This window comes from Gammaproteobacteria bacterium, assembly GCA_022340215.1.
In the GTDB taxonomy this organism is placed as follows: domain Bacteria; phylum Pseudomonadota; class Gammaproteobacteria; order JAJDOJ01; family JAJDOJ01; genus JAJDOJ01.
The window spans coordinates 1-20,021 of sequence record JAJDOJ010000207.1; the positions used below are offsets into that span (position 1 = coordinate 1).

20 protein-coding genes are annotated in these 20,021 nt (G+C 63.6%); 6 read left to right on the forward strand and 14 right to left on the reverse strand.

Translation table 11 applies throughout. The features are described 5' to 3' along the window. Nucleotides 1-274 precede the first annotated feature (274 nt). The 3 genes from menB to menC are packed head-to-tail and all read left to right on the forward strand — an operon-like array spanning nucleotide 275 to nucleotide 3,112. Nucleotides 275-1,099: a 1,4-dihydroxy-2-naphthoyl-CoA synthase gene (gene menB / locus LJE91_14475; protein MCG6869885.1), complete on the forward strand. Its 825-nt coding sequence runs from the start codon at nucleotides 275-277 to the stop codon at nucleotides 1,097-1,099. Then, on the forward strand, nucleotides 1,096-1,989 hold the full coding sequence (locus LJE91_14480; GenBank protein MCG6869886.1) for a 1,4-dihydroxy-2-naphthoate polyprenyltransferase: 894 nt from the start codon (nucleotides 1,096-1,098) through the stop codon (nucleotides 1,987-1,989). The genes menB and LJE91_14480 overlap by 4 nt, the downstream gene beginning before the upstream one ends. Then, nucleotides 1,973-3,112 (forward strand): o-succinylbenzoate synthase, encoded by a 1,140-nt coding sequence (gene menC / locus LJE91_14485; GenBank protein MCG6869887.1) that lies wholly within the window; start codon nucleotides 1,973-1,975, stop codon nucleotides 3,110-3,112. The genes LJE91_14480 and menC overlap by 17 nt, the downstream gene beginning before the upstream one ends. On the opposite strand, the gene LJE91_14490 is transcribed toward menC, so the two are convergent. After that, nucleotides 3,087-3,569, reverse strand: coding sequence for a cyclic nucleotide-binding domain-containing protein (locus tag LJE91_14490; GenBank protein ID MCG6869888.1), 483 nt, complete (start codon nucleotides 3,567-3,569; stop codon nucleotides 3,087-3,089). The two genes, menC and LJE91_14490, sit on opposite strands and share 26 nt — an antisense overlap. 215 nt (nucleotides 3,570-3,784) lie before the next feature. Then, nucleotides 3,785-4,939, reverse strand: coding sequence for an AMP-binding protein (locus LJE91_14495; GenBank protein MCG6869889.1), 1,155 nt, complete (start codon nucleotides 4,937-4,939; stop codon nucleotides 3,785-3,787). 652 nt (nucleotides 4,940-5,591) lie between these two features. Between LJE91_14495 and LJE91_14500 the strand changes: the two genes are divergently transcribed. Then, nucleotides 5,592-5,807, forward strand: a complete 216-nt coding sequence (locus tag LJE91_14500) for a TOBE domain-containing protein (protein ID MCG6869890.1) — start codon at nucleotides 5,592-5,594, stop codon at nucleotides 5,805-5,807. Nucleotides 5,808-5,917: 110 nt separating this feature from the next. Here LJE91_14500 and LJE91_14505 read toward each other — a convergent pair whose 3' ends face one another. Continuing rightward, on the reverse strand, nucleotides 5,918-7,450 hold the full coding sequence (locus LJE91_14505; GenBank protein MCG6869891.1) for an Ig-like domain-containing protein: 1,533 nt from the start codon (nucleotides 7,448-7,450) through the stop codon (nucleotides 5,918-5,920). Nucleotides 7,451-7,864: 414 nt separating this feature from the next. On the opposite strand from LJE91_14505, the gene LJE91_14510 reads away from it, so the two are divergent. Next, nucleotides 7,865-8,248 (forward strand): YajD family HNH nuclease, encoded by a 384-nt coding sequence (locus tag LJE91_14510; protein MCG6869892.1) that lies wholly within the window; start codon nucleotides 7,865-7,867, stop codon nucleotides 8,246-8,248. 129 nt (nucleotides 8,249-8,377) lie between these two features. On the opposite strand, the gene LJE91_14515 is transcribed toward LJE91_14510, so the two are convergent. From LJE91_14515 to gspG, 8 genes are all read right to left on the reverse strand, one after another. Next, nucleotides 8,378-9,133, reverse strand: a complete 756-nt coding sequence (locus LJE91_14515; protein ID MCG6869893.1) for a type II secretion system protein N — start codon at nucleotides 9,131-9,133, stop codon at nucleotides 8,378-8,380. Continuing rightward, a complete protein-coding gene (locus LJE91_14520) occupies nucleotides 9,130-9,618 on the reverse strand; it encodes a type II secretion system protein M (GenBank protein MCG6869894.1) in 489 nt (162 codons plus the stop codon). Before LJE91_14520 ends, LJE91_14515 begins: the two co-directional genes overlap by 4 nt. Next, on the reverse strand, nucleotides 9,615-10,844 hold the full coding sequence (gene gspL, locus LJE91_14525) for a type II secretion system protein GspL (GenBank protein MCG6869895.1): 1,230 nt from the start codon (nucleotides 10,842-10,844) through the stop codon (nucleotides 9,615-9,617). The genes LJE91_14520 and gspL overlap by 4 nt, the downstream gene beginning before the upstream one ends. A gap of 96 nt (nucleotides 10,845-10,940) precedes the next feature. Continuing rightward, nucleotides 10,941-11,939, reverse strand: coding sequence for a type II secretion system minor pseudopilin GspK (gene gspK, locus LJE91_14530; GenBank protein ID MCG6869896.1), 999 nt, complete (start codon nucleotides 11,937-11,939; stop codon nucleotides 10,941-10,943). Next, nucleotides 11,936-12,526 (reverse strand): type II secretion system minor pseudopilin GspJ, encoded by a 591-nt coding sequence (gspJ, locus tag LJE91_14535; protein MCG6869897.1) that lies wholly within the window; start codon nucleotides 12,524-12,526, stop codon nucleotides 11,936-11,938. The genes gspK and gspJ overlap by 4 nt, the downstream gene beginning before the upstream one ends. Then, the gene (gene gspI / locus LJE91_14540; protein ID MCG6869898.1) at nucleotides 12,523-12,924 is read right to left on the reverse strand and encodes a type II secretion system minor pseudopilin GspI; all 402 of its coding nucleotides are present in this window, start codon (nucleotides 12,922-12,924) and stop codon (nucleotides 12,523-12,525) included. Before gspI ends, gspJ begins: the two co-directional genes overlap by 4 nt. Then, nucleotides 12,921-13,424 (reverse strand): type II secretion system minor pseudopilin GspH, encoded by a 504-nt coding sequence (gspH, locus tag LJE91_14545; GenBank protein ID MCG6869899.1) that lies wholly within the window; start codon nucleotides 13,422-13,424, stop codon nucleotides 12,921-12,923. The genes gspI and gspH overlap by 4 nt, the downstream gene beginning before the upstream one ends. Beyond that, the gene (gene gspG, locus LJE91_14550; protein ID MCG6869900.1) at nucleotides 13,425-13,865 is read right to left on the reverse strand and encodes a type II secretion system major pseudopilin GspG; all 441 of its coding nucleotides are present in this window, start codon (nucleotides 13,863-13,865) and stop codon (nucleotides 13,425-13,427) included. It lies immediately after the preceding gene. Nucleotides 13,866-14,072: 207 nt separating this feature from the next. Between gspG and rrtA the strand changes: the two genes are divergently transcribed. Next, entirely contained in the window at nucleotides 14,073-14,747 is a 675-nt protein-coding gene (gene rrtA, locus LJE91_14555) for a rhombosortase (GenBank protein ID MCG6869901.1), read from the forward strand. A 258-nt stretch (nucleotides 14,748-15,005) separates the two neighbouring features. Here rrtA and gspF read toward each other — a convergent pair whose 3' ends face one another. From gspF to gspD, 3 genes are all read right to left on the reverse strand, one after another. Continuing rightward, nucleotides 15,006-16,223 (reverse strand): type II secretion system inner membrane protein GspF, encoded by a 1,218-nt coding sequence (gspF, locus tag LJE91_14560; GenBank protein MCG6869902.1) that lies wholly within the window; start codon nucleotides 16,221-16,223, stop codon nucleotides 15,006-15,008. A gap of 112 nt (nucleotides 16,224-16,335) precedes the next feature. After that, a complete protein-coding gene (gspE, locus tag LJE91_14565) occupies nucleotides 16,336-17,850 on the reverse strand; it encodes a type II secretion system ATPase GspE (protein ID MCG6869903.1) in 1,515 nt (504 codons plus the stop codon). A gap of 14 nt (nucleotides 17,851-17,864) precedes the next feature. Further along, nucleotides 17,865-19,934: a type II secretion system secretin GspD gene (gspD, locus tag LJE91_14570; protein MCG6869904.1), complete on the reverse strand. Its 2,070-nt coding sequence runs from the start codon at nucleotides 19,932-19,934 to the stop codon at nucleotides 17,865-17,867. Nucleotides 19,935-20,021 lie beyond the last annotated feature (87 nt).

Sequence of the window (20,021 nt, forward strand, 5' to 3'; positions counted from 1 at the left end):
CGCCTTGATGACGAACGATCCCGGCGCGGCGCTGTCCCTGCTTTGCTTGGGCACCGGTCTTGGGCTTCCTGCCCAAGCCGTTCACTGCTTCGCAGTTCACCCGGCGCAATCTGGTATGCCATTTTCCGGCAATCGCCTTAGGACGGCTGATCGCGATCTTTCACCGGGAGCCGCGCAACTTCCCGCCGGGCTTCGTGTACACTCCCATTCCTGAATCCCGAGGTCCGCGGCGCGTGCGCGTTCCCGCGTTCGGGGAATCGTTCGACAGGCTGCCATGACTGACTGGAATCCCGTTCCCGAGCTTCGGTTCGAAGACATCCTGTACGACCGTGCGGAGGGTATCGCCCGGATTACGATCAACCGGCCCGAGGTGAGAAACGCCTTTCGCCCGGAAACCGTTCGGGAACTCAGCCGTGCCATGATGCACGCACACCTGGACCCGGAGATCGGAGTAATCATCCTTACCGGTGCCGGGGACAAGGCTTTCTGTTCCGGCGGCGATCAGCGTGTGCGAGGTGACCGGGGAGGTTATCGCGATACCCAAGGGGCCCAGAGCCTGAATGTCCTCGACCTGCAGATGCAGATCCGTCGACTTCCCAAGCCTGTGGTGGCGATGGTTGCGGGTTACGCGATCGGCGGCGGGCACGTGCTGCATCTGGTGTGCGACCTGACGATCGCCGCGGACAATGCCCGCTTCGGTCAGACGGGCCCGAAGGTCGGCAGTTTCGACGCGGGTCTGGGTTGCGGGTTGCTGGCCCGGTCAGTGGGGCTCAAAAAGGCCAAGGAGATCTGGTTTCTCTGCCGGCAGTACGACGCGCGCGAGGCGCTCGAGATGGGGCTGGTCAACGCCGTGGTTCCCCTGGCGCGCCTCGAGGCGGAAACGGTGGCGTGGTGCCGGGAAATGCTGAAGCACAGCCCCACCGCGCTGAGGACGCTCAAGGCCGCCTTCAACGCCGATACCGACGGACTGGCCGGCATCCAGGAACTGGCGGGCAACGCCACCGCGCTGTTCTACATGACCGATGAGGCGCGCGAGGGCCGTGACGCCTTCGTGGAGAAACGCCCGCCGGATTTTGGCAAGTTTCCTCGCCGGCAATGAGTCCCTGGGTCGCCGCCGTCCGCCCGCGGACCCTGAGCATCGCCGTCGTTCCAGTCGCTGTCGGCTCGACCCTGGCCTGGCTGGATGCGGGGACGCTAATCTGGTCCGTCGTCGTGGCCACGCTCTGTGCCGCGCTCCTGATCCAGGTCGGCACCAATCTCCACAATGACGCGGCCGACTTCGAGCGCGGTGCCGATCGGGACGACACACGGCTCGGCCCGACACGTGCCACCGCGGCGGGTTGGTTGACGGCCGCCCAAGTACGCAGGGCCGCGTGGGGCAGCTTCGCGCTGGCCGCCATGTTCGGAATCTGGCTGATCGTCGCGGGTGGATGGCCGATCCTGCTGCTCGGCGTGACGTCGATCCTGGCTGGAGTCGCCTATACGGGCGGTCCACGCCCGATCGGCTACCTGGGCCTCGGAGAACTGTTCGTCTGGCTGTTTTTCGGTGTCGCGGCGGTGGCCGGAACCTACTATCTCCAGACGGGTGCGGTGAGTCGTATCGCGCTCCTGTTCGGTGCGCTCACCGGCATGCCCGCCGCGGCGGTACTGGTCGTCAACAACACACGCGATATGGACGGCGATCGGGAGGCCGGCAAGCGTACCCTGGCGGTACGCTTCGGCCCGCGGTTCAGTCGACTGGAGTACACCGCACTGGTGCTGGCACCATTCTTGTTGGTCTGGTTGGCGTACAGCGGCACTGCCCGAGCCTGGCTTGCGCTGACCTGGGTCGCGGCGCCCTGGGCGGTCGGTCTGGTTCGTGCGTTTTATCAGGCCCCTTCCGGTCCCGTATACAATGTCATCCTAGTCTCCACGGCGAAGTTGAACGCCCTGTTCGGTGGACTGCTCTGCGTCGCCATGCTGGGACAAGGTGTTGCCCGAGGAATCTGATCTCCCGCCACCAGTGGCGCGCGGGCTCAACGTCGAACAGGCCGGATTCCGGCCCTACCGGCTTCGGCTGCGCGAAGACTGGACGGGGCGCGGCACCCGGGCCTGGCGCGAGGGCTGGATCGTTGTGTTGAAAACGGGAAGGTACTCGGGTGTGGGAGACTGCGCCCCACTCCCGGGGGCAGGGACCGAACAGCCGGATGAGGCCAGGCGCGCCATGGGGGCGGTCATCGAAGCGATCCCAGGCCGGACCGTAGGCGGATGCTGGGGCCTGCTCGAGACACTGACGGGAACCCCCGCCGTGCGCTGTGGCCTGGAAACCGCGCTTCTGGATCTGATCGGTCGCTATCTGGACCGGCGTGTCTGCCGGTTGCTCGATGCCGCGGCATCGTCCGTAGTTAACCTCAGCGCACTCATCGGTCCCCTGGACGCCGGTGTGTCTGTCCGGGCGCAGCGCGCCGTCTCACGGGGCGATCGGGTGCTCAAGGTCAAAATGGGTTCCCGGCCCCCGACCCTGGAGATCCGGCGACTTCGCGGGCTTTCGAGGCGATTGCCCGACGGGATCTCACTGCGCCTCGACGCCAATCGGGCCTGGGATCTGGCCACGACCCGGCGCATGTTCGAGGCCTTGCGGGACATGCCCATAGAATCGCTGGAGGAGCCCCTGCGGACGCCGTCTCCGGGGCGTATGTCACGCCTGCAACGCAGGTGTCCCTGGCCCGTTGCGCTGGACGAGTCGCTCGCCGGTAGCGGGGCCGAAGCCTATCTGAGGCAGCCCTCGGTGCGGCGGGTGGTATTGAAGCCCATGGTCCTCGGGGGACCGTTGGCCGCCCTTTCAGTGGCGCGTCGCGCGCGCCGGGAAGGCATTCGTGCGGTCGTGACCACCACCCTGGACAGCGCGGTCGGTCGGGCGGCGGCGCTACACCTCGCTGCCGCGATCGACACGGACATCGCGCATGGTCTGGCGACCGGTGAATGGCTTCGCGACGATATCGCCTCGGGGCCGTCCCCGCGTTTAGGACGTATGCGTCTTTCCCCGCTTCCCGGACTGGGTCTCGAGGCGCGGGGCCTGGAGGAAGCGGTCCTCGCCGGGGGCATTGTCAGTAGCGGCCGTGCGCCTTGCTGATGTAGTTCGCCATTTCGACGTGCTGCTGGTTCATGCGCATCAGGGTATCGTGTACCGCACGGATGATCGAGCGCATCACCTTGTACACCAGCATCGGATGGGCTTCGATCTGCGATTCGAAGTCGGCCCGCGACAGCTCGAATACCCGCGCGTCGCCCAGCGCCCGAACCGTCGCGCTATGCGGGCGGCCATCGACGAAGGCCATCTCACCGACCAGGCTGCCTACCTGCATGACGTGCAGGTTGACGTGCTCACCGCCGCCCACGTCGCGGGTAACCGCCAGCCGCCCCGAATTCAGCATCCACAGCATTTCATCGGTATCGCCCTCGTGGAAGATGATCTCCCCGTCGGTCAGTTCCCGTGACCGCATGATTCCGGACAGTATCTTGCACTCGTCCTCGCTAAGATCGGCACCCATCGGTGAATTGCGGATGATTTCCTCTTGACTTTCGCTCATGTGACTCCCCCCCGGGTCCATCGTGTCGGTTTGCGGATAGTGTATCGGTTGTGGCGCTTACCGCGCACGGTTTATACATCGGTTGACCGCGGTCAATCCGGACTTGTGCCATTCGCTTCGTTCACGACCCGCTTTCCGGACTCGGCCCGTACGGGTCTGGTGGCGGCCGGGAGCGGGATCGAACCGAAGACCACCGGAGGTGGTTACGGAGTATTTCACTTGTCGATCCATCCCGGCAGGACCTGTTCGATGCGCTTTCGGTCGAGCTTGCCCAGGTCGTTGCGCGGGAGTTGCCGGACCTTGACGAACCCTCGCGGCCGTTGCGCGCCGGCGAGTCGTTTCCGGCTCCAGACCTCGAGGGCTTCCAGGCTGACCGGTCCCGTGGCTACCGCCACCAGACGTTTGCCCCACACAGGGTCGGCGAGTGCGGAAATGGCGACGTCGCGTACCCCGGGGCACGCGGACAGGACGGATTCGATCCGTTCCGGGTGCACGTTTTCCCCTCCCGTCACCAGCATGTCGTCCGCCCGGCCGGTGAGATGCAGCGCGCCGCGGGCGTCCAGATAGCCCAGGTCTCGCGAAAGAAATCGACGGTGTCCCGGTACGGCTGGGGGGGCGACACCCGGCGCTGCGTAACCGGACATGAGGCATGGTCCGCGGATCCGGATGCGGCCGGTCCCGGGGCCTTCGCCGTTCGACGATCCGCGGACATCGAGGCATATGCCCGGCAGAGGTTGACCGACGTGTCCGGGTTTCCATTCGGTGTCATCCACACGGGCGATGGTGACCGCGGAAGCCGTCTCGGTCATGCCCCAGGATACGTAGAGCGGCCAGCCCAAGGCCAGGGCCCGCTCCGCGAGGGGACGCGAGAGTGGCCCCCCGCCGACCAGGGCTACCCTGAGGAATTTTGGCGGTGGTGTGCCTGAGTCCCCAGCGTCCAGTAACCTGTCGAGCATGGCGGGGACCAGGGAGATGTGGGTGATGCCTCTGCCGGTCAGGTCCCTGAGAACCGATTCGGCATCGAATCGTTCGTGCAGCACCATGGTGGCGCGGGCGGCGAGGCAGCGCAGCAGGATGGACGCCCCGGCGATATGGTGCAGGGGAAGGCAGTTGAGCCATGCACCCGAATCATCGAACTGGAGACGTTCGTTGACGGCGTGTGCGGACCAGGCCAGGGCGCCGCGGGATAGCATGGCAAACCTTGGACGTGCCGTGGTGCCGCTGGTCGCGATACACATCTGAATCGACTCGGAATTCAATGTGCGACTGCCCTGAACACATCTCCTGTCTGCGAAGATTTGGTGAGAGCGGGGTGAATGCACCAGCGCGATATGTCCAGCGGCGAGACAGGCATGCAGGGCGAGGGCCATATCGGTACGGTGGGCGGACGCTGGCATGGCCGGGCCGCGCCGATGGCCGTATTCCGGCACCCTCGAGTTGAGATCCCGTACCCTCGCCGCGAGAGAACCATAGCTGATCGCTTTCCCGGAGCAAACCATGGCGTTGCGCGCAGGACAACGCGCTGCCGCCCGTTTCAACCAGTCTCCCGGTAGGTCCGGCGGGAGCATTATTCGGGGTCTCCGGACCTTCGCCGACGAGGCGGATTCGATGTTGGGGGTTCCGTCATGTCCTGTGTGGGAATGGCGCCGTATACGGAGCCCTTGTCTCCACCGGCCATCTGTCGCGATGCATGATGCATGAAACGCGGCTCCAGGGAAATCGACCGTCTCCGATGGTACCTCCGCGCACCGATGGTCGGGGTCTCGCCGGCACCGGTTGCTATCGTTTTGACTTGAACCGGTCGCCGCAGGCCATACTGCTGACATACTCACCCGCGCCGACCTGCCCCTGGCCCGCGCGCAGAATGCCGAGGCCACGATCGAGGCCGAGGTCGCCGGTAGTGATGAGGCCTACCACCTGACGTTTCTTGATTTCAACCGTGGCCGTAGTAGCGCCACCGGTGCTGCACCGCCCGTCGGCAGCCGGGTTCGGTTTCGCGTCCTGGCGCGAGATGTCAGCCTGGTGCTGTCGGCGCCGGTGGGTACCAGTATTCTCAATATGTTTCCGGCGCGGGTTGACGGCATACTGGAGACCGGCGGTGCGCAGGTGACCGTCCGCCTCGATGTGGGCGGAACGACCCTGCTGTCGCGGATCGCCCGCGAGTCCACCGTCGCGCTGGGTCTGAGGGAGGGCAAGCAGGTTTTCGCGCAGCTTAAGAGTGTGGCGCTGCTTAGATAAGTCGGGCGCGCATCGATGCGGAAACGGATCGGGTACCGCAAAATGAGGTGCAAAAAAAAACGGCGGCCTCCATAAGGTCGCCGTTCGTTTCAGGCGTTGCCGGTGCTGGGTCAGGCGGACTTTCTGCTGTGGCCCCTGATGAGCCCCGCGAGTGCGAAGAGGCTCAGGAACAGCGGGTTGAAGGCACCGCCCCCACCGCTGGCGCTGGCGCCGGTACTTTCGTTGGCGGTGTTGCCGCCTCCGCCGACGGAACCCGCCGTGGTAACGGTCATGGTCACGGTCGCCTCGTTGGATGCGAAGCCCTGATCGTCCTCCACTGTGTAGCTGAAGGAGTCAGTCCCGAGGAAACCGGCGTCGGACTTGTAGTTCACCGTCCCGTCACTGTTGACCCTGACGTTGCCCGAGGCGGGTGCATTCACGATTGCGATCGTCGCAGGATTGATTGTACCGTCCTTGTCGACATCGTTCGCGATAAGGTCAATATTCGCCTCTTCGCCCGTATATGCGCTGCCTGCATCGTCCTTGGCAACCGGAGGAAGATTGCTGGAGCTCACCGTGATGTTTAGCGAGGTTCTAGCCTCGGGATTTGCCAGCGGCGTACCACCCGCATCCAGCAAGGTCGCGGTCACGGTGTACTGCCCGTCGTCCACATTGTCGAACACCACGTCGTTGGGCAAGATACCATTGCCGTCCTTGACCATCAGCTGCTGCTGGACGGGTGAGGTATCGATCTCTACAAGTACGGCATCGTATCCCTTGCCGGACAGGCGATAGTTCATCGAGATCGTCGGTCCGAACAGGGGCTTGTCCGGACCGAGCAAGCTGGCCTTGGCGATCCAAACCTTTGGTGAAATCAGGAAACCCAGGTTCGCATTCTGCAGGTAGTATTCTACGTCGATGCGCTCCTGATCGTCCAACGCGCGGTTGTATACCAGTACGGCCGCTGTTTCCATCTCCACGAACCGGTTGCCCGCCAGGTCCACGCCCAGGCGCGCCATCATGGCATCTCTCGCCGTATCGTAGGTGTGCGTCGCGACACCGATCAGACGACCGTCCTTATAGTGACGCAGTTCGCCCGCTTTCAATACAGCGGACTGGACAAGCCAGCCTGCGTACCTGCCGCGCTCGGTCGCCGGAAAATCGTTTTCGTCGATCCAGCCCCTCACCGACAGGTTTCCCCGACCGTCCGTCACGGTACTGAAGGCCTGATTCTCTTTGTCGTTACCGAATCCGAAACCACCCAATTTGCCGTCGTAGTTGGCCATCAGGAATACGGTGCGGTCCGTGTTGCCCGTCGGCAGACCGGTCGTCGCGGTCAGGCGCTCCATCATGTCCCCGACACCGTCGGGAAAACCGTCACCGTCGATGTCCTGCCCGCCGGAGAACGCCACAGCCCGCACGTTTAAGTTCGCGGAGTTAACCAGCGTGGGGGAACCGCTCGCTATCAGGTGATTTCCCAGACCCGACTGATCGCTCCAGGTTGTGACGGGAGTACCAGGCGCGTCGGTAATCGTGTTGGCCTCGAGGCTCAGGACCAGACCGTTGGTGACGGGGGGAGCGGCGATTGCGCCGGCGCTGCCCGCTAGCAGCGTCGCCAGCAGAGTCGCCTTGAAGTGGTGGTTCGAATTCCATTTGCAGGACATGAGGCCTTCCTTATCAGTTAACGATTCCCGCTTGTTCGCGAGATGCGCATATTAAACGTCGCTGACCCAGGGAAATCCTTGAAGCGTTTCGTATTTGGAAATGGTTCGCACCTTTTATCGCGTCAATCGAGATTGACGTCACAGTAACGAGGAAGAACTTGAACCGATGCCGGAGAAATCCAGTCGCGCGCCGACGGAAACGCGAGCGGAGAGGTGTTGATTGGGCGTCCGGGGCTGCACTGCAAACGCGAAACCCGGGAGAGAAAAGAGACCCGCCAGCCGCATCACGGACAAGGACGCAGTCGGGGGTGTTCCTGGTCCCCGGCCTGGTCGAAGGCGGCCGGATCCAGTCACCGATTGACCTCCGCGGGACCTGGATTTATAAAGGTGTTTTCAGCACTGGAGACGCGGCCAATGTCGACCCGTAATTCGGGGAAAGACACCGGTCGGCTGGATCAGGTCGTTGCCGATGCGAGGCGGACTCGCGAGGAGCGGGAGCAGGACTACCGGGCCCGCGCCTTGAAGATGTACCCGTGGATCTGCGGCCGCTGCGGTCGCGAGTTCACCCGCGAGAATCTGCAGGAGTTGACCGTCCACCACCGGGACCACAATCACGACAACAATCCCCCTGACGGCAGCAACTGGGAGTTGCTGTGTGTCTACTGCCACGACAACGAGCATTCTCGATACGTGGATTCTGACGGTTACGGCGATTTGACAGGTGACGCGGCGCGTTCACCCGAGGCAACCTCGACCCCGTTCGCGAATCTCAAGGACCTGCTGAAAGGCGATCGCTGAGGACCCTCGCCGTCAGTTATCCTCTCATGTCGACCCCGACGGTACGGTGCCGGGCGGGACTGTGTTCAGCTACACGGCGGCCGCCTTGGTCCCGTCGCCCAGCCGCCTTACCGCTGGGCGACGGGCATTTCAGCGGGCGAGCAGGGAAAACAGATTGCCCTTGGCCCTGAGGGTGTAGGCCCCGGATGCATCGGCCTCCCCCAGCAGTTGCAGCGACTCCCGAATCCCCGGAGGCGTCTTCTCGGTGGGCGAGACCAGGAAGGTGGCCTGGACGTTCCAGCCCGGCTCGACCCTGATGTCTCCTTTCAGGGTGATTCGTTCACCATCGTTGGACAACGTCCCGATCGTGGTGTCGCCCTCCTGAGTCAGGTCCAGTTTGACGTTACCGAACGGGATCTGCGCCGGTGTTTCGAGGTAGGCGTCCTTCCAGAGAATCGTGCCCTTCGCGTCGTTCGGACCGTCACCGGAACCCTTGAGACTCTCCAGATTCACAAACACCTCACCGCTGACAGCGGCGCCGTAGTTCTGCAATCCGCGGTTGAACAGATCGCTTCGGGTCACGAGCCGGGTTTCACTGAGCCCCATGGACAGTGGTGTGGCGTAGGCGGCACCGGTTCCAGTCACCGGCGCATCGGCGACGTCGAGATCCACCGCCAGTCTGCCCAGAACAAGCGAAAGGAGTTTGACGTCCCAGCTCACGCGACCCGCCTCGTATCCCTTCCATTCGACATGCCTCGCCACTCCGCGCCAGACGGTCCCCTGCAAGGCCGCTGCGTGGATCTTCGGTGGCAGATAGCGGGTGAACAGGTGCGCGGGAACGGTCGCGACGAGGGCGATGACAAACACCGCGGTGCCGAGAACCAGGTATTTGAAAGCCGGCTTCATGGTCGATTTAGGCTAAGGCGAGCGTCGATGATCCCCGGCTTGTCGCCGCGGTTGATCGTTGCCCGGGCGGTTGCGACGCCATAGCGACTCTCGAGGTTGCCTAGCCATTGGGCGAGTTGGTCGAAATCCGCATCATCGACCCATACGCGGACACCGTCGCCACTCTCCGGTTCCATGCGTTGGATGTATTTGCGCAGGTTGGCCTGCTTGGACGTCTGGTCAACGATAGACAGCAGAGACTGGTTTCCGCCCAGGATACGCCGACCGTCGCTGGCCGCGCGCAGGCCCTTGAGTTTCGCGGCGGACCCCTCCATCCAGGCAAGGCTGTTTCTCTGGGACTCGACACTCACCTGCAGTTGATCCCGCTGCTTGAACACGGGTTCCCAGATGGCGAGGAAGAACACCGCCGCGGCGAGGCCGACACCGGCAATCGCCAGGATCGCGCGTTCGCGCGGGTTCAGGGCGAGCCACCAGTCCTTCATCATGTCGGGCCCGGTCCGACCTGCAGTCTGGCGCTGACGGTCTGTCCGCTCGTGTCGGCGGATTGAATCTCCGCCACGAATCCCTCCTTGCGAATCCGCTGGCTGATTCCCTCGATGGATTGCAGGTCGCGCCCGGAGAGCCGCATGTCCAGCCTGCCGTTCCGATACGTGGCCGATTCGAGCTTGATTCCGGGTTCGGAGGCCAGCGCCTTGCCACCGGCATCGACCAGCGTCAGAAATCCGCGGCTGTCGCCACCGCCGGCAGCCTGGAGTTGCTTGAGCTGCTGCTGCATCTGCACACGGGGATTCACGACCCGCTTCGCGTCCGGAAAGGCCTCGCGATACACCGATTCGATCCGTGATGCCAGGGCCGCTTCCTCACTCGACAGGCGTGCGATATCCAGCCAGGCGCTGCCGATCTCGACCACGAGCCAGGCGGCCAGAACTGCCGCCGCTGCCTGCCAGGGCCGCAGCATCCTGCGGATCCCGCTGTCGGGCTGGTACGGCCCCTGAAGCAGATTGATCGACTGTTTCAGGTCCAGGCCGGATGCGAGCAGGGGCATCGGACAGACCTCGTCCTCTTCCCGGGGTATCGCTGCCGACAACGTCGATTCCGGTAACGCATCTGCGCCGGCACAGCGGTGGATCCGCAGGGTCGATGGGGCCTCCTCGCGCTCCTGCAGGGAGAGATCGAGTATGACTGCCAGACTTTTGGGGTCGCAGGCGAACCCGTCATTCTCCCCGGTGCGGACCAATGCCCTGTCGAGCTCCAGGGCGAGGGACCAGCCATCCTCCGCCAGTGGCAGCGCCAGGAGTTCCGGGATCAGTGCGACCGGTTGCAGTTCCGCCGCCGTAAGACGCTCCAGCCAGCGGTCCATGGTCTCCGAGCCGGTGATCGCGACCGGATAGCGGTTCTCGTCGTGCCGCCGTCCGACCGAGAAATGGATCTCGTCGACGTCCTGGGAGAGGTTTTCCTCGAGCGCGTAGGGGATGGCCTTGAGCAGTTGCTGGCGATTCCGGGCCACGATCTGAACCGTCTGCAGTGTGGTCTCCTCGGCCGGCGCGAGGACCACGACGCGCCGTTGTCGCGCGTGCACGGCGCAATCCTCGAGTGAACCGATCCCGGGCTCGTCGAGCGGGATCTGGTCCGAGTCGAGCAGGATCCAGTCCACGTCCGCAAAATCGGGCCCCGAGAGCCGGTCACGGAACCGTATGAGTAATGTTTCCATTAACGCTTAATTATTACCGAAAATCGCATGTCTGGCAGAGACAGCGTCAAAACCGCCGCAGCAGTTTGTCCACCGGGTTGGACGCGGCGCATCGCGTCAGCCCGCGTCCCCGGCCTGCCCCTCGCCGGTGTCGGCCTCCGGTCCGGCGACCGGTCTCGGTAACTGCCCCTGGGTGCGGTATAACACCTGAATGTCGTTGGGGCCGCCCCGGAAGATCACGCTGCCGACCGACGCCCGGCCGCGTCCGATCCGGGTCTCGATACGGGCGAAAAAATGCTTGGAGGTGACACCCAGGCTGCTTCTGCCGTCCTTGTCGATATTGGCGTCCTTGAACGCCGACAGCTTGATGACGTCCTCGGGTCTGGTGAAGGGTTTCTCCTTGCGTCCGCTGATGTCCTTTGCGACACGTCCGGCGTTCACCCTGTCGGCGAGACTTGCCAGGACTTCGGGTGAAGCCGTGTTCACGTTGATGGTGGTGCGGGTTGGCAACGCGGTGACGTAGGGAAGGAGCTTGTCCGCCGTTTTCTTGTCGAATCCCTTGATCAAGCGCAGCTCGCTGACGTCGCCCATGATCCGGTTGGGTGTGCGGTAGGGGTTTTCCAGACCTGCATAGTAGTCGTCCTCGGCCCCGTTCGGCGCCAGTGCCTCGATGTCCGTATCGATCCAGTCCACGACCGCCTGGGCCAGTGACGGCTCCAGGCCCAGCACCGCCAGGAGCCGTTCGAACTGCCGGACCGAGGCCGCGTTGATGACTCCCTTCTCGACCAGGTTGTTGAGATTGAAGCGCCCCTCCAGGTCTTCCAGGTTGCCGACCAGATAGCCGCCCGGCAGTTCGATGGGGGGAAGATCGAAAGCCCAGGTGTCGCCAAGCGAGTCCGTCTTGTTTTCGCTGAGATCGCGGGCAAGGATCGCCTTGGCCCAGGTCTCGGCCGCGTCGACGTAGAGCCAGGCCTGGTCGCCCTCGATGAGGTTGGCGGTGCGGCGTATGTCCAGTGACTGGCGGGAGATCATCTCTATCGATGCCACGGTGGCGATGGAGACCACGAGCAGTGCGGTGATCAGGGCGACCCCGGACTGGCGTTTCCGCGGTCTCATCGTGGAAGGGCGACGATGCGGGTGATCTCGCCCCAGGGCGCGGTGGTCAGCGTGACCTCCACGGCAAGGGCCTTCGGGGTCTTCTCGGGGGCGACCGACAGCGGCGGCCATTGTTCGACCCATGTCTTGTTGTCGTCCATCACGCGAATCTTCAGATCGTCCACCTCCTCCAGCAAGCGGGTCTTGCGGGTCTGCTCGACCTGTGAACCGTCCAGATGCGGCCACACGGTACGCACGACAGCATCGTCCTCCAGACCCCAGCTGACCCTGAGCAGGCTGCTACGCGGAAGCCCCGAGGGGTTTCTCATGCCCGCCTGGGTGAGCGCCAGGACAGGTTGGCCGTCCAGGTAGAGTGCACTCTCCGTATCGCCGAAGGCGTTGCGGATCGGCCGCGGCAGGATCTGTCCGAGGTCCCGTTCCAGGTAGCGCATGGTCAATTGCAGGGCTTCGAGCCGTTCGGCGGCCAACTTGGTCCGCGCCTGAGTGTTCAACACCGCGTTGAGTCCCCCGTAGGCCATCGCGCCGAGTACCGCGAACACCGCGACCGCGATCAGCAGTTCCAGCAGGGTGAAACCCGAATGTCTCACTGCGTGGGTTTGGTCTTGGTGCCGAAGCGGGTCACGAAGCCCGTCACAATGGCGAGCGACCCGGCATCGTCTCCCGCCTTGTCGCTGACCCGGATCTCGACGCGGCGCATGTCCTTGTCGGGGGTCGCCTTGACCTCCCGGGTCCAGTGCCATTCCCGATCCGCCATTTCGCGCTTGTCGCGCTTGCGGCCGATAGGGGGGTACTCGCCGGTGGCGAGCAGCGTTGCCATTTCGTTCGCCGCCACCCAGTGGGCGAAGGTTTTGTCTCGCAGATAGGTGAGGTTCGCGACTCCGAGGCTGGCCGAATGAATGATGGCGCCGAGCGCGATGGCGATGATCGCGGTTGCGACGAGTACCTCGATCAGGGTGAAGCCGCGCATCCCCCACGGAACGTTCATTCGCTCAGTACCTCGACCGAAATCCTGCCGAGCGCATCGACCGAAAGCTCGGGGATGATCTCGTCTTCGTTACCGATGCGCACCTCGAAGGGCGTCATCTCACCGCTGGAAAGGATGAACACTTGCGGTTCGTCCTTCTCCTCTGCCGGAAGTTCCACCTCGAGCCCCTCAAGGAACAGGTGCAGCTCCATATCTTCGGGCACCAGGCGCGTCCTCAGATGAGGGTCCTCGGTCATCGGTGTCCACTTGTTCTCCTCCAGGCGATGAAAACCATAGCCGTACCGCCAGAAGGAGAGCGCGATATCCTCGCCATTGAAGAACGCGGTTTCTCGTGCCAGTTCGATCAGCGCACCCAGTGTGGTGGTGGCGCGTTCCTCACGCTCGGTCTGATTGTCGCCAACGGCGAGAATCGCCAGCGAGACGATGATCCCGATGATGGCGATGGTGACCAGCAGCTCAAAGAGCGTGAATCCCTGGCCGCGGTGCCACCCCGGTTCCACCTATTGAAGGTCCCAGTTGGCGATATCCTCAGCCGTCCCTTCACCACCCAGTTGTCCGTCCGCGCCCAGCGAATACAGGTCGAAGGCGCCGTTTTCACCCGGGCTCAGATACTGGTAGTCGTTTCCCCAGGGGTCCCTGGGCATCCGGTCCACGTAACCGCCCTCCTTCCAGTTGGGCGGTTCGGGCGGGGTCGTCGGCTGACTGATCAGGGCCTCCAGACCCTGTTCGGTCGACGGGTAGCTGTAGTTGTCCAGGCGGTAGAGATTCAGGGCGGCCTCCATCGCGCGGATATCCTGCTTGGCCTTGACGATGCGCGCCTCGTCGGGACGATCCATAATACGGGGCACCACGATGGCCGCCAGGATCGACAGAATGACGACGACGACCATGATTTCGATCAGTGTAAACCCCGACTGATGGCAGGGTGATGGGGTTTGCATCGGGCTGGATCCTCTCTAGGCTTGCAGGTTGAAAGGCGGGCCGGTGACCGGGCGGGCGCGGGGATCGGCCTGGGAGCTTCGGTACATCGACCGGGAATCACCCAATCATAGCAAATGCAGGCAACGGCGAATGCGTGTGGCCGTTCCAACGCGCCCTATTCGGGGCCGGGCAACCGTGTCGGCCCGAAGGGCCGGAGAACGGGATGGGTGTGGCGGAACGCCGCCATGGGCGCTCAGCGGTTATTTCCCGGCCTGCGTGGCAAGATCCCAAGGTCGTTCGAGCACCAGGGTATTCTCATGTTGAAGCACGGCTGGCCGTTGCTGCTCGCTGCGGGTCTCGCCTGTCTCGCCCAGTGGGGGGAGCCGCGTTCGATCGAGTTTCTGCGCTACCAACGAGTGGAGGTGCTGGACGGGGAGTGGTGGCGACTCGTCAGCGCCCATTTCGTCCACCTGGGGTGGCAGCATCTGTTGATGAATCTCGCCGGCCTTACCCTGGTCTTCGGGTTGTTCCACCGCTGGCTGACTCCCCTCACGTTTCTGTTCTGGACCCTGTGCTCGCTGCTCGTCATCGATGTGGCATTCCTGCTCCTGGACCGTGAGCTCGAATGGTATGTCGGCCTTTCGGGCGTGCTCCACGGGTTGATGGTTGCGGGTGCGGTGATGGACATACGCAACCGCCGGTGGGGCGGAGAACTCATCCTGGGGATCGTCGTGATCAAGCTCGCCTGGGAGCAGTTCTACGGGCCTCTGCCCGGCAGCGAGGCGACCGCGGGGGGGAGTGTGGTGGTCAATGCCCACCTCTATGGTGCAGTGGGAGGGTTACTGGCCGCCGGTGTCCGGATTGGGTTCGATCGCCGCGTCGGCGGGACGTTTCGGGGCTGAATCACCCCCCGGCGAGCGGCTTAGGCGACTGCCGGGAAATGGCATACCAGATCGCGCCGGGTGAGCTGCGAAGCAGTGAACGGCTTGGGCAGGAAGCCCAAGACCGGTGCCCAAGCAAAGCAGGGACAGCGCCGCGCCGGGATCGTTCGTCGTCAAGACGCGACAACAGGCGCATCGTCGAACGATGGAACGGTTGTCGCAACGCAGAGGACGGACGAAAAGACAAGCAGGATGGACTGTCATTTGACAGAAATCGCCTTACTGCACCAACTGGTTCAGCTCGAAAATCGGCAGCAGAATGGCCAGTACGATGACCAGCACGAGTGCGCCCATGAATACGATCAGCAGAGGTTCGAACAGGGTCATGATGGCAGTCAGGGTCGATTGCAGTTCCCGCTCCTGGTGGGCCGCGGCCCGCTCCAGCATATCCTCCAGGTTACCGCTGCTCTCGCCGCTGGCGATGAGATGCAGTGTCATGGGGGGGAAATAGCCCGACTGGTTGAGGGAATTCTGGATACTTGCGCCTTCGCGCACGTTGGCCGCCGCATCCATAACCGCCTCGCGCATTGGGATGTTGGGTATCACCTTGGCCGAGATTTTCAGGGCGTCGAGAACCGGTACCCCGCTGGCCGACAGAATACTCAGCGTCCGTGCGAATCGGGCCGTGTTCAGCCCCTTGATCAGTTTCGAGATCATCGGCAGGCGCAACAGTTGCCGGTGTACGCCGGTCTTGAATCCGTCGTTGCGCATGGCGCGTGCGAACAGGTACGAACCCGCGACAATGGCGATGACGATATAGATGCCGTAGCTCTTGAGCGTGTCGCTGACCGCGATGAGCGCTTTCGTCAACCAGGGCAGGTCCTGCCCGATGTGTTCGAAGACCTGCACGACCTGGGGCACGATGTAGGTCAGCAGCCCGGCCGCCACCAGGATCGCGATGGTGGTGAGGATCGCCGGATAGAACATCGCCATGCCGATCTTCTGTTGCATCTCCTGACGGCTTTCAGCGTAGTCGGCGAGGCGGTCGAGTACGGCGTCCAGGTGCCCTGATTTCTCGCCGGCGGCGACCGTGGCACGGAACAGCTCCGGAAATGCGGCCGGGAACTCGGCGAGTGCCGACTCCAGGGTGTGGCCCTCGTTCACCCGCGCCCGCACCGCGGTGACGATCCGCTTGATCCGTGTCTTCTCGTTCTGCCGGGCGGTGGTGGTCAGCGCCTCTTCGAGCGGGGTGCCGGAGCGCACCAGTGTCGCGATCTGGCGGGTGATCAACGCCAGCTCGGTCGCGCTCATCCCACCGCGACCCAGCGAACGGCGCACGCCCTTTTTCTCCTTCTCCTCGGAGACCGGCCTGATCTCCAGGGGAGACATCCCCTGCTCGCGCAGGGTCTGGCGCGCCTGACGGGCGGTGTCGCCCTCGACCACGCCCGAGCGTTCACGCCCGGCGTCGGTCAGTGCCTTGTATTCGAAAGCGGGCATGTGGGCTTCCTAGTCGGGTGAGTGAGGCGGTATCGTGCTCGCCCGCCGGTGGGTGAGGATTGCGCGAGAACGGATAACCCGGTGCCGGTTTCCTGCGCGCACGTGCTCGTCATCAATCCTCGCGCGTGACGCGAAGCACTTCCTCCAGCGTGGTGACCCCGTCGAGTACGAGCTGCATGCCGTAGGCGCGAATGCTCGGAGAAAACTTCCGGGCATAGACTTCCAGGTCTCGTTCGGAAACCATCTCGTGGATCTTCCCCCGCATCGCGTCGTTCAGGGTGACGAGTTCGTAGATGCCCGTTCTGCCCGTGTAGCCGGAATGATTGCACTTCGGGCACCCGTTGGGCGAGGAGATCAGCGGCGGGGAAGTTTCGGACAGTTCGGCACGGGCGGCGCGCAGCTGTTCGATCTCACTGGTGCCCGCCTTGTGGGGATGCCGGCAATCCGCACATACGACCCGCACCAGGCGTTGGGCCAGCACCCCCAGGAGCGTGGAGGAGAGCAGGAAGGGTTCGACTCCCATGTCTCGCAGCCGGGTGATCGCGCCCACGGCGGTGTTCGTGTGCAGCGTCGAGAACACCAGGTGCCCTGTCAGACTGGACTGCACCGCGATCTCCGCGGTTTCGAGGTCGCGGATCTCCCCGACCATGACCACGTCCGGGTCCTGCCGCAGGATGGCGCGCAGCCCCCTGGCGAAGGTCATGTCGACCTTGGTGTTGACCTGTGTCTGCCCGAGCCCGTCGATGAAATACTCGATCGGGTCCTCGACGGTCAGAATATTGCGTTTCTTGTCGTTGATCTCGCTCAGCGCAGCGTAGAGCGTGGTGGTCTTGCCGGAACCCGTTGGCCCGGTCACCAGGATGATCCCGTGCGGTTTGACGATCAGCGACTTGATCTGCGCGTGAATCTCTTCGCTCATGCCGAGGGACCTGAGCTCCAGGCGGCCCGCCTGCTTGTCCAGCAGGCGCAGTACCACACGCTCGCCGTGGCCGGAAGGCAGGGTGGAGACGCGCACGTCGACCGCACGGCCCGCGACGCGCAGCGAGATGCGTCCGTCCTGCGGCAGTCGCTTCTCGGCGATGTCCAGCTTGGCCATGACCTTGATGCGCGAGACGATGACCGGTCCCATGGATCTCGGCGGTTGCAGGATCTCGCGCATCACGCCGTCCACGCGAAAGCGCACGGACAGGCTGGACTCGAAGGTCTCGATGTGGATGTCGGAGGCGTTCTCCCGGATCGCCTCGGTCAGCAGTGCGTTGATGAGCCGGATGATGGGTGCGTCGTCCTCCGACTCCATCAGGTCCTCGGGTTCGGGCAGCGCCTCGGCCAGGCTGTTGAGGTCGGGGTTGTCGCCCAGGTCCTCCATCATGGCCACGGCCCCACCGGAGCCGGCGTCGTAGTAGACCGCGAGCAACTTGTTGAACTCCTGCGCGGAGACGGACTTCAGCTCGAGGGGGGCGCCCATGTAGCGAAACACCTCGGAGATCGCCGACGGCGGAGCGCCTTCACGGTAGTACAGCGTGTCGTTGTCCTCCTTGCCCTTTCCGACCAGGACACCGTGGCGCTTGGAGAAACCGTACGCCGGCCGGCGTTGCTGTGGCTGGAAACTGGTGGATTCGGTGTCCATACGCCGATCACCCGTCAGTTGAGATTCAGGAATTCGTCCGGGTCAGTTCCAATGGTCTCGGACTGGTTCCGCTCCGGAGAGCGGGTAATCAGCTCGTCGATTTCCGGCAGGTTCTTGACTCCGCCCCGGAACAGGCCGCGGTCGTCCATGTCCACCTCGATCTGCTCTGCCCGCATGACGCCGTACTTGCGCCGGGTCAGATGGGCCTCAACCACCTCGTTGCGTATGATCACGGGGTGGATGAAAATCATCAGGTTCTTCTTCTCCTTCTCGGTACGGTCGAAGCGGAACAGCCGGCCGACCAGCGGGATCTCGGATACGCCGGGGACCTTCTGCTGAATGTCGCGGAACTGGTCCTGCATCAGTCCGCCGAGCACCAGGATCGCATCGTCCTCGACCACGACGTTGGTCTTGATCGAACGCTTGTCGGTGATGATGTCGCTCGCCTGCTGCTCCACCAGCGAGGTGGTGGAGATGTTGGAGGCCTCCTGCTCGATCTCCAGCCGGATCGTGTCGCCCTCGTTGATATGCGGCGTGATGTTCAGGGTGATGCCGACGTCCTCACGCTCGATGGTCTGAAAGGGGTTGGTCGCGCCTGCGGTCCCGGCCTGGGTGAATGAGCCGGTGACGAAAGGAACGTTGCGGCCGACGACGATCTGGGCCTCCTCGTTGTCCATGGTCACCAGGGTCGGCGTCGACAGGATGTTCGTTGCCGAGTCGCCGTCCAGTGCACGGAGCAGGAACGCCCACTTGGTCGACCCGCTGAGATCTGCACCCCCCAGCAGGAGCCCCGCACCAACACCGAGGGGGTTCTGGAACAGGTCGAGCAGACGGCTGCCGGTGCCACCGAGGTTGGAAAAACCTGCAGGGCCCGATCCTTCGGTGGGAATGACCGCAAACTCGAAACCTAGTTCCCGTTTCTGGTCCGTGTTGACCTCGGCGATGACGGACTCGACCAGCACCTGCTGGCGTTGCACGTCGAGCACGTCGATGACCCGCTTCAGGCGCATGAACTGGGCCGGAGAAGCGGTAATGATCAGCGCGTTATTGGTGGGGTCGGCCTGGACGTCGATGTCATCCCTGCCGCCGCCGCCGCTGGTGGTGGTGGTGGACGAGCGGGATGTGGTGCGTGTTCTTGCCGCGGTCCCCGTTGTCGTGCCTCCCTGTTCCGCCTTGATCTGCTGCTTGCCGACTCCAAGCAGGATCGGGGCCAGTTCCTCGGCGTTGGCGTGCTTGAGAAAGACGACCTGCGTATTGCCGCCTCCCTCCAGGGGAGAGTCGAGATGGGCAATGAGCCCACGGATGCGCAGCCGCGCCGAACGGTCGCCGCCGAGCAGTATGCTGTTGGTTCGGTCGTCTGCCGCGAGCAGGGGCTGGCCGGGAATCCCCTGGGTCTTAGCTTTGGAATCCGCCTTATTCAGGTTTTCGATGGTTCGCACGACATCGCTTGCCGAGGCGTGCTTGAGCGGAATGAACTCGATCTCCTGGTTGTACGGGACATCGATGCGCCGGATGATCTGCAGCAGGCGCTCGATGTTGCCGGCGCGGTCCGAGATCACGAGCGCGTTGCTCGCCGTATACGCGGCAAGGTGTCCCTGTTGCGGAATCAGGGGCCGGAGGATGGGTACCAGCTGTGCAGCCGGTACATTCTCCACCCGTACCACCCGGGTTACGAGTTGATCCCCTGAAAGTTCGGAATCTTCCTGCATGACCTCGACCGGGCCCTGCTTGGCGTTGACGTCTGGCACGATCTTGATGACATCTCCCACGGGGACCGCCGCATAGCCGTGGACCTGCAGGATGGAGAGAAAGACCTGGTAGAGCTCGTTCTGGTTCATCGGTTCGGACGACACTACCGTCACCTTGGCCTTGACCCGCGGGTCGATGACGAAGTTTTTGCCCGTGGCTTCCGATATCGTCTCGATCAGGGTTCGGATGTCCGCTTCCTTGAGATTAAGGGTAATCTTTCCGTCTCCCTCGGCCGCGGTCGCTGGGGACAGAAACAATAGTGCCGACAGGCACGCGGCCAGCAGTCCTTTCGAAGCGTGGCGGTGGCCTTCAGGGAAGAGGCTGGTGTGGTGCATGTGTCTGGCTCGAGTCACCGGCGCCGGTCGATGTAAACACTTCCGCACGCCAAGTCAGTCAATGGGTACCTGGTCAAAGCCACAACG

What these genes read in the sequence shown, in the direction of transcription:
- menB (MCG6869885.1), top strand. Translation starts at nt 275, where the DNA reads ATGACTGACTGGAATCCCGTTCCCGAGCTTCGGTTCGAAGACATCCTG.
- LJE91_14480 (MCG6869886.1), top strand. Translation starts at nt 1,096, where the DNA reads ATGAGTCCCTGGGTCGCCGCCGTCCGCCCGCGGACCCTGAGCATCGCC.
- LJE91_14490 (MCG6869888.1), bottom strand. Translation starts at nt 3,569, where the DNA reads ATGAGCGAAAGTCAAGAGGAAATCATCCGCAATTCACCGATGGGTGCC.
- LJE91_14495 (MCG6869889.1), bottom strand. Translation starts at nt 4,939, where the DNA reads ATGGCCCTCGCCCTGCATGCCTGTCTCGCCGCTGGACATATCGCGCTG.
- LJE91_14505 (MCG6869891.1), bottom strand. Translation starts at nt 7,450, where the DNA reads ATGTCCTGCAAATGGAATTCGAACCACCACTTCAAGGCGACTCTGCTG.
- LJE91_14510 (MCG6869892.1), top strand. Translation starts at nt 7,865, where the DNA reads ATGTCGACCCGTAATTCGGGGAAAGACACCGGTCGGCTGGATCAGGTC.
- LJE91_14515 (MCG6869893.1), bottom strand. Translation starts at nt 9,133, where the DNA reads ATGAAGCCGGCTTTCAAATACCTGGTTCTCGGCACCGCGGTGTTTGTC.
- LJE91_14520 (MCG6869894.1), bottom strand. Translation starts at nt 9,618, where the DNA reads ATGATGAAGGACTGGTGGCTCGCCCTGAACCCGCGCGAACGCGCGATC.
- gspL (MCG6869895.1), bottom strand. Translation starts at nt 10,844, where the DNA reads ATGGAAACATTACTCATACGGTTCCGTGACCGGCTCTCGGGGCCCGAT.
- gspK (MCG6869896.1), bottom strand. Translation starts at nt 11,939, where the DNA reads ATGAGACCGCGGAAACGCCAGTCCGGGGTCGCCCTGATCACCGCACTG.
- gspI (MCG6869898.1), bottom strand. Translation starts at nt 12,924, where the DNA reads ATGAACGTTCCGTGGGGGATGCGCGGCTTCACCCTGATCGAGGTACTC.
- gspG (MCG6869900.1), bottom strand. Translation starts at nt 13,865, where the DNA reads ATGCAAACCCCATCACCCTGCCATCAGTCGGGGTTTACACTGATCGAA.
- gspF (MCG6869902.1), bottom strand. Translation starts at nt 16,223, where the DNA reads ATGCCCGCTTTCGAATACAAGGCACTGACCGACGCCGGGCGTGAACGC.
- gspE (MCG6869903.1), bottom strand. Translation starts at nt 17,850, where the DNA reads ATGGACACCGAATCCACCAGTTTCCAGCCACAGCAACGCCGGCCGGCG.
- gspD (MCG6869904.1), bottom strand. Translation starts at nt 19,934, where the DNA reads ATGCACCACACCAGCCTCTTCCCTGAAGGCCACCGCCACGCTTCGAAA.